Source organism: Nocardia panacis, assembly GCF_003598715.1.
In the GTDB taxonomy this organism is placed as follows: Bacteria; Actinomycetota; Actinomycetes; order Mycobacteriales; family Mycobacteriaceae; genus Nocardia; species Nocardia panacis.
Genome location: NZ_QZFU01000021.1, coordinates 1 through 7,970, shown reverse-complemented (window position 1 = coordinate 7,970; position 7,970 = coordinate 1). Strand labels below are relative to the sequence as shown.

Here is a 7,970-nt window from a genome sequence, read left to right as displayed (position 1 = left end):
CCAGCATGGTGGTGACCTGGCCGTGGAACAAACCACCCGCCGCAGCACCCAGGATCAGGCGAGTGGCAGCAGCGAGCGCGTCGGGCCTGGGATCGAAGAACCGATCCCAGTGCGGCACCAGCTTTCTCCGTGCCGCCCGCGCCTTCCTGCGCGCCTGCCGATACTCGTTGAGGTTGGTCAGGAACGCGACCGCCTCGACGACCAAGCCTCCCGCAGCGCCAGCCATCACAGTGGCAACCCAGTTCACCCGTCGATCTCCTCGGCTCTCCCTCCAAAACGGCGGAGATTATGAACCCCGACCAGATGCAATGACGAATCCCCGGCCATCCCGACAACCCCCGCGCTGAAGAAGTTGAAAGCACGGTACTGGACTTGAGTAGTAGACACGCCGATGTTCGAAGTCCCCTTCAACTGCAATTGAATCCGCACGTCAGCACCGAACTCGACTCCGAACCCCAGTCGAGGAAACAGCCCGGCCCTACGAGAATCCGCCCGGTCGGTTGAATATCCAGTGCCACAACATCATTGGACAAACCTTGTCGGCACCTCGTGCGACCATGGGGAGCATGTCTTCCGATGCTGCGATGAATCCGGCGAAGCAGTACTTCGAGGCCCTGCGCACCTGGGCCTACCCACAGGCATCGCGATACGCGGACAAGGCGACATTCCGCGCCGCCATCGCCGAAGCAGCCGAGCGAATCAATACCGAAGGGCGCTATAGCCGCTCGCCCGACCAGATAGACCGCGCCGTCACCAATTGCACCGACTGGATATGGTCGAGATTCATCGGCGAAGGCACGGCCGCGCGGCGGACCATTGCGCTGCACGTGTCCGCAGCGGTCGACCAGGTGCTCCAGGTCCGCGCCGACACGTTGGGCATTACCGTGGACGAGCTCGCGACGCGCTGGGTGCTCGCCGGTCTCGCCACCGAGGTCATCGGCAGCGGCGAAATCCTTGAGCTGCTCGCGAAACACTGCCCGAGCACGTGATACGCCGCTGGCTAAGTTATTAGGCGCCACCAGAACAAAGACACGACGCGCGTTGCCATCAGGGCCTCAGCGCCAAGGATGATGGCCGTTTGACTGCGCAGGCCACCAATAGTTCGTCAGCGCTCGGACAAAGCCGATTCGCCATGAGCTCATGGAACCAGGCGCTCTCAAGCATGCAACTCGAAAAGTGATCGGGCGTGTCCGCGGAACTGGCGATCAGCCCCAAGGGGATCAGGGCCGGACCGGGTGAATCGGCGATGAACCCGCGCTGAATATGGGCGGGGACAAGGCCGTCGCTGCGCTCCGGTCGCCTGCGGCGATCCCCGCCCCGGCGCGGAACCCCCGCCGACCCTGGCGGGCCCGGCCCAACCCCGATGGCCACGGCCGCAGATCGACAGTCCCACGGGCACAGGCCCATCCGGGATTGCCGGTCCATTCGGAATCCCATCGATCAGTGAGGAGTTCGCCATGGCCGGGGATGCATTCATCACTCTCATCGGCAATCTGACCCAGGATCCCGAGCTGCGGCACACGCGGTCGGGCAAGGCGGTCACAACAATCACCGTCGCGCAGAATTCCCGATTCTTCGACCGCGAAAGCAAGCAGTGGAAGGACGGCGAGTCGATGTTCGTTCGCTGCAACATCTGGGAGTCCATGGCCGAGAATGCCGCCGAAACGCTCGGCCGCGGCATGCGCGTCATCGTGTACGGGCGGCTCAAGCAACGCACCTATGAGACAGACGAAGGGGAAATGCGCTGGGTCACCGAGGTCTTGGTGGACGAGATCGGACCGGCACTGCGATACGCCGTTGCCGATGTCGCCAAGGTCGAGCTGCGTGCGGTCGTGCCGGGCGCACCGCGCGACGATGCCGCGGTGCCGTCACCCGAACCGGCAATGGCGGTAGCTTCCGGAGATCGGCCGCCGTTCTGATTCCTGCGACCCGGTAGCGGGCCGCACACTTCAGAGTTGGGCGGCCCGCTCCGCCGCTGGTCACAGCGGCTTTCCGACCAATCCGCCACGACCCGACCGGTTCCGCGCTGCAATGGGATGCGTAGGTCGTGCGGAGCGAATGCCTAGGAGGTCACCGATGGGGCTTGTCTGGTTCGCCGCCGCTGCGGCGCTGCTTCTGCTGCTGGTCTGGTGGGCGTTCCCGACACTCGCTCGGATCATCGGATTTCTCGTCGTTCTCGACTCACTCCTGGCCATCGTGTTCCTCCCGTCCTTCGCTCTACCGCACCGACTGGCCTGGCTCGGACTCGGGATCATCGTGTGGCTCGCCGGAAATTGGGCGTGGGCGGCCAAACAAGGTACCTGGGGTTCCCGGCTCGCGTTCCGAATCTTCGGCCTGCCGGGCCTGCGTCGCCTCGTTCCCCGCTCCACCATCGCCAGCGGTTCGGTTCACGATCGGAGCTGACCGCCGCTGCTTCCTTTGAGGACCCGGCTGCGGGGCAGCGGCATGCAGTAGCCGTCGCACTTCTTGCAAGCTGACCCCGGTCAGCTCCGGCAGTCTCTTGTCATCGACGCCTCTGCCGATCAGCCGCGACAGGGCCGTACCCTGCGCAGCGACCGCTTGGCCTTCGATGATCTCGTATCTCCTGATGGCGGCTTCGATCGTGGCATCGCGGCGAACCTGTGCACGTGCCAGTCGATTGCGATGCTTGCCGAACTCCACCAGGTCCGCCTCGTTCGCCCGCGCGACTCGCTGTTGCTCTTCGAGCAATGCGGTCGTCACCGCACGCGCCCACTTGCGCGCCGAAACCGTTCGCTCACTTCCCATATCCACCTCCGGTTCCGTTCGCCGTTCCAGCGGCGGAACGGCCCGACTCGATGAATCAATCACTCACAGATACACATCTATCGAATTCTCGTGCACTCCATTCGATCACCCACCGAACAATCCGTGCAATCCATACTCCCACTTGCCATATGGGTTTCATTTCTTTTCCACGACACACCTCTTGCATCACAATGCTACTGGCGGGTAATGATTTTCAATTCTCGCCTCGAGTGGTTCTCTCGAAAGGGTGATGACCCTCCATCGACTGCACGCCGGCGATGGCTACCTGTATCTGACGGAACAGGTAGCCACCGCCGACCGTCAGCGCGATCGGACACGCGATCTCACTGACTACTACACCCGTCACGGCACTCCGGCAGGCGTGTGGATCGGCAACGGCGCTGCCGCACTGGGTCTTTCGGGAACCGTCACCGAAGCCCAGATGCAAGCGCTGTTCGGCGAAGGGATGCACCCCGAAGCAAACTTGATCATTGCTCGCGAAATAGCCTCGGGCGCAACAGCCCACAAAGCGATTGTCGGCGCGAAGCTCGGCCGATCCTTCTACGAATTCTCCACCACTCCATCACCGATCAACGACATCCTCGAACAACGAATCCTCACATTCACCTCCAAACATCGCAGGCGTCCGACCTGGGATGAACGAACCGTCCTCCGCACCCAAGCCGCACGTGATCACCTGACCACCGAGTACGGCCGCCCGCCGGACCGCGCCGAAATCGAAGCAGCACTGTCCGAGGAGAAAGCGCAGAGCCGAAAGGCAGTAGCCGGGTTCGACTGCGTATTCTCGCCACCCAAGTCGATCTCGATCCTTTGGGGGCTCGGTGACGATCAGATACGCTCAGCAATCTGGAAATGTCACACAGCGGCGGTCCGGGAAGTCCTGTCCTGGGCGGAATCCCAGTACGCGGTTACCCGACGCGGACGCAATGGAATTCAGCAGATCGACGCCGACGGGCTCATCATCGCCGCGTTCGATCACTTCGACAACCGATCCGGCGACATGGATCTACACACTCACGCCGTGATTTCCAACAAGGTTCAGGGTAGCGACGGCACGTGGTCGGCTCTCGACGCACGACCGCTGTTCGGTGGCGCAGTCGCCCTGTCGTGCCGGTACAACGCGACGATGGCGGGAATGCTCCGCCGCCACATCGGATTCCGATTCGAGGAGCGGTACCGCGGCCGAGGTAAACAACCCGTCCTCGAAGTCGTCGGCGTCGACGACGAAATGATCGGCGAATTCTCCCAGCGCCGGGTCGATATCATCGCCCGCACCGAAGTACTCGTCGCGCAATATCGTGCCGCACACGGGCACAGTCCGAGCCCTGCCACGCAATACAAGCTCGCGCAGCAGGCCACGCTGCAATCCCGCAATGCCAACCACTCCCCCGCTCACTGCGCGAAATGATCGGCGAATGGGCGCTGCGCGCAGCCGCGTATCTTCCGCACGGCCAGGCCGGAAGCGAGTTCGTACGCGGCCTTCTGCGGGAACATACCCGGAACGAGAAGCCCCTCGATGCCGAAGACATCGCCACCGACGTCGCGGTGCAACTCGCCGGAGTCGCCGGCCTGGCCGCAGCCAATCGGGCGCAGCTCGACCGCGCGATAGAAACCGCACTTGCCAGCTGCCTGTTCGACAGTTCACGCCAGCACGACCGCGCCTCGAAGGTGGTGCGCAAACTACTCTCCCCAGCCCCCTCGCCGGAACTCCTCGAACGGATCGCCGCCGCGCACAACGCCCGCGTGCGCGCGACTTATGACCTGTCATCCGCCTCGACCGAGGTGCTCCAGACCGTTGCGGGCCGCCGCTCGACGTGGACCGAAGCCAACATCCGATCAGCGGTCGAAGACCGTGTAGGCCTGTGCGAATTCGACAGCGATCAAGCTCATCGCGATGCAGTGGAAGAAGTCACCGGGCACGTTCGCGACCGCCTGTCCATACAGTTGACGATCGACCCCGACCCGACACCCGCCGCCCTTGCCCGCCGCAATGGTGAAAGCATCTTCACTGTCACCGGCGCCATCCGCTACACCTCCCAGGCAGTACTCGACGCAGAAGCCCGCCTGATCAACGCCGCCCGCACACCAACGACGATCTCGCTACCGGACAGAGCAGTCGACAAATCCATCGCCGATATTCACCGCGACCAGAATGTTGTTCTGGGCGACGATCAGCGCGCAATCGCACGATATCTGTGTGGCAGCGGCATGCTGCTCTCCGTCGCGGTCGGTCCCGCCGGGTCCGGCAAAACCACTGCGATGCGGGCAGTCTCGGACGCCTGGCAAGCCTCCGGCCGCACGGTCGTCGCGCTCGCTCCCTCCGCTTCCGCTGCTCGAGTGCTCGGCACCCAGTTGGACCTGCGCGCGAAAACGATCGCCACACTGCTCACCCAAGCCCACCACGGCCTGCCGACCGGAGTGACCCCCGGAACGATGATCCTCATCGACGAGGCCACGATGGCCGCGACCGCCGATCTCGACGCAGTACTTCGCCACGCAAGCGCCCAAGGCGCGATCATCCGCTGCATCGCCGACCCCGGACAACTCTCCGCCGTCCAAGCGGGCGGCATCATCCGAACCATTGCCCGCGACCTCCGTGTGCCGCAACTGCACCGCTTGATCCGCTTCTCCGATCCCGAAGAAGCCCAAGCCACGCTCGCCGTGCGAAGCGGCGATGTTGATGCCGCGTGGGATTTCTACGCCACTCACGGCCGCATCTCCCACGGTATGAACGATGAACTCCGCCAAGAAATCCTGCACGAGCATCTTCAGGACCGAGCCCGCGGAATCTCGTCCCTGATGATCGCCGCGACCCTCGACGATGTCGCGGCTCTGAACGCCGCCGCGCAAGCAGCGCATGCCACCACCGGTCACATCCAGACGACCGGAACACAAATCCCGCTCTCCGACGGCCACACCGGATATCCCGGAGACGTCATCATCACCCGGCTCAACAACCGCCGCCTTCGCATCACCGGCGGAACACGAACCGGCACCCAAATCGACAACGGCGACCTCTGGCACATTCACCGCATCCACCCCGACAACACCATCACCGCCACCGGAATCGGCCACCGCGGATCCATCCATCTCCCCGCCGAATACATCCGGCACCACGTCGAACTCGGCTATGCCACAACTATTTACCGAGCCGAAGGTGCCACCGCCGACCACGCCCACATCCTGATGAACGAAACCCTCGGCCGTGCCCTCGCCTACGTCGGACTCACCCGAGGCCGCCATCTCAACCGCATCTACCTCGCCACAGACAAACTCATCGACCTCAGCGGCGACGAACAACCCGACGACCCCTCAGAACCGCACCAAGTCTTCGCGAAAGTCCTCGCCCGCGAGGACGACAACCTCTCTGCGACCGACATCATCCGCAGCGAACAGGCCGCCGCCGATCGACGCCGCCGCGCCGCCTACACCCACGCCTGCCGACACCTTGCCACTGCCCACAGCACCTACTTGCTCGACCGCGCTCTGCCCACCGTTTTCTTCCACGCAGCAAGTCGATCCGCCAACTACCAAACACTTCTCGACACCGTCTCCCTAGCCGAAGCACACGGACTCGACGCCGGTGAACTCGTCGCCGCGATCTGCACCGACAACCATCGAGACTTCGGCCAATCACTCACCAACGCCCGCGACACCGCCGCCGTCCTCCGAGCACGCGCAGACATCTGGATCAGCGAACACCTCGGCAGCTTCCCCACCACCGCTTCGCCCGACAGCGGTTTTCGAGCACTACGCGACCTCGCGCTACTCACGAAACTACCCGCAACTCATCCCGGACACGACGCCGAACTTACAAGGTATGCAACGGAACTGCACGACAGTATCCACCGCACCGCCCCTGTCGCTGACCAGCCGCACAGCAGCACGAGGCCGACTGCGGTGACCGACAACCCGGCCGTCGTTCCGGCCAACCCACCTCGTTCGGCTCCACCGAGTACGCAGCGGCGAAGGCTAATCCCTCGGCACCGGCTACCAATGCCTGTCCGCCGCCGACGGTCACGATAGGTTGCCCCTGCAAGAACTCATCCCGGCTGTGGTCAGCGGGCATTCGTCCAACTGTTGCGATTGAGACGTCGGATCGAATCACCAGGTTGGTCTGCACCTGTTCGAGCGGATATTGCAGGTGGAGCGGGTACCCGTATATGTTGGCGCAGTGATCTTCTCTTATGGAAAGGGCGCCGCGCGCCCCTGCCGGTGATCCCCGGCAAGTGGCTGGTCTCCGGCGATGCGGATGACCGGACCACCCTTCTCGTTCACCCACTCGGTCTCAGCGCCCGCACGGCTCGGGACCATGGCCCCGGCACTACTCCGATGCACTACCGGTGCTGGTCCGATTCGCCGAGTTGCTCGCGACCACGGCTCCAACCATCACACGCATCCGTTCCGTACCAACCATCACGACGTTGCTGAAAGATCCACCTCCGGAACTGGATTGGCCATCCGGCGAAGTTGCCCGTCCGGCCGAGCAATTCCCGACGCTGTTCGCGCGCACCGAATGGTCCGACGAGGTCGAGGCCGAATTTGTCGATCCGGCCGGTGAATTCGGGTTCAACCCATATGTGCACCGCTATACCCCGCCCGAATCCTCATAGACGAGCTACACGAAGCCGCGGCGTACCTATCCACCGACGAGACGGGAGCTCACCATGGCCATCAATAAGATCCAGTTCTACATACAGGTCCATTTGACCTATGCCCGCCGCTGGCACCTCGCCGGAATACTTCCGATCCACCGACGTGACCGGGTCACCCCACGTATCGACGGCGTGCCACTGACCGATCTGATCGACAGATTCGAACTCGACGCAGGTATGCACCCCGCAGGCGGGGCATACGGTGGCCTCATCCCGGCGCACGCTCGGACCCTGCGAATGGACGACCACTTCCACGGAAGATCCACCATGGCAACCGGATCGAAGACACCCGTACTCGTGTGCGACTGCGGCGAGTGGGGCTGCTGGCCACTCCTGGCCGAGATCACCGTCACCGACGACCTCGTGATCTGGGACTGCTCCGAACAACCCCGCCGAGCACGCGACTACAGCGCGTTCGGTCCATTCCGGTTCGACCGCAACCAATACGACGACGCTCTGCGGGACCTGACCAGGCCGATCAGCTCGGACATCGCGTGAACACAATTCGCCGCAGGTGCCGCTCGCATC

General features: G+C 63.6%; 8 protein-coding genes. 7 read left to right on the top strand and 1 reads right to left on the bottom strand.

What is annotated here, in order from left to right; genetic code table 11:
- Window positions 1-247: hypothetical protein (locus tag D5S18_RS18810; RefSeq protein WP_147404011.1), on the bottom strand; the 247-nt coding region annotated here is incomplete at its 3' end.
- A gap of 337 nt (window positions 248-584) precedes the next feature.
- Here D5S18_RS18810 and D5S18_RS18800 point away from each other — a divergent pair.
- The 7 genes from D5S18_RS18800 (at window position 585) to D5S18_RS18770 (ending at window position 7,940) form a co-directional block, all read left to right on the top strand.
- On the top strand, window positions 585-989 hold the full coding sequence (locus tag D5S18_RS18800) for a hypothetical protein (RefSeq protein WP_120042377.1): 405 nt from the start codon (window positions 585-587) through the stop codon (window positions 987-989).
- 468 nt (window positions 990-1,457) lie between these two features.
- Window positions 1,458-1,919 carry a single-stranded DNA-binding protein gene (ssb, locus tag D5S18_RS18795; protein ID WP_120042376.1) on the top strand — a complete coding sequence of 154 codons (462 nt, stop codon included), beginning with the start codon at window positions 1,458-1,460 and terminating at the stop codon, window positions 1,917-1,919.
- Between the two features lie 157 nt (window positions 1,920-2,076).
- Window positions 2,077-2,403: a hypothetical protein gene (locus tag D5S18_RS18790; RefSeq protein ID WP_120042375.1), complete on the top strand. Its 327-nt coding sequence runs from the start codon at window positions 2,077-2,079 to the stop codon at window positions 2,401-2,403.
- A gap of 613 nt (window positions 2,404-3,016) precedes the next feature.
- Window positions 3,017-4,195: a MobF family relaxase gene (gene mobF / locus D5S18_RS18785; protein ID WP_120042374.1), complete on the top strand. Its 1,179-nt coding sequence runs from the start codon at window positions 3,017-3,019 to the stop codon at window positions 4,193-4,195.
- Complete coding sequence (locus tag D5S18_RS18780) at window positions 4,192-6,813, top strand: ATP-dependent DNA helicase (protein ID WP_120042373.1); 2,622 nt, start codon at window positions 4,192-4,194, stop codon at window positions 6,811-6,813. The genes mobF and D5S18_RS18780 overlap by 4 nt, the downstream gene beginning before the upstream one ends.
- A gap of 317 nt (window positions 6,814-7,130) precedes the next feature.
- The gene (locus D5S18_RS18775; RefSeq protein WP_120042372.1) at window positions 7,131-7,400 is read left to right on the top strand and encodes a hypothetical protein; all 270 of its coding nucleotides are present in this window, start codon (window positions 7,131-7,133) and stop codon (window positions 7,398-7,400) included.
- A gap of 54 nt (window positions 7,401-7,454) precedes the next feature.
- The gene (locus D5S18_RS18770; RefSeq protein ID WP_203236804.1) at window positions 7,455-7,940 is read left to right on the top strand and encodes a hypothetical protein; all 486 of its coding nucleotides are present in this window, start codon (window positions 7,455-7,457) and stop codon (window positions 7,938-7,940) included.
- The last annotated feature ends 30 nt before the right edge of the window (window positions 7,941-7,970 follow it).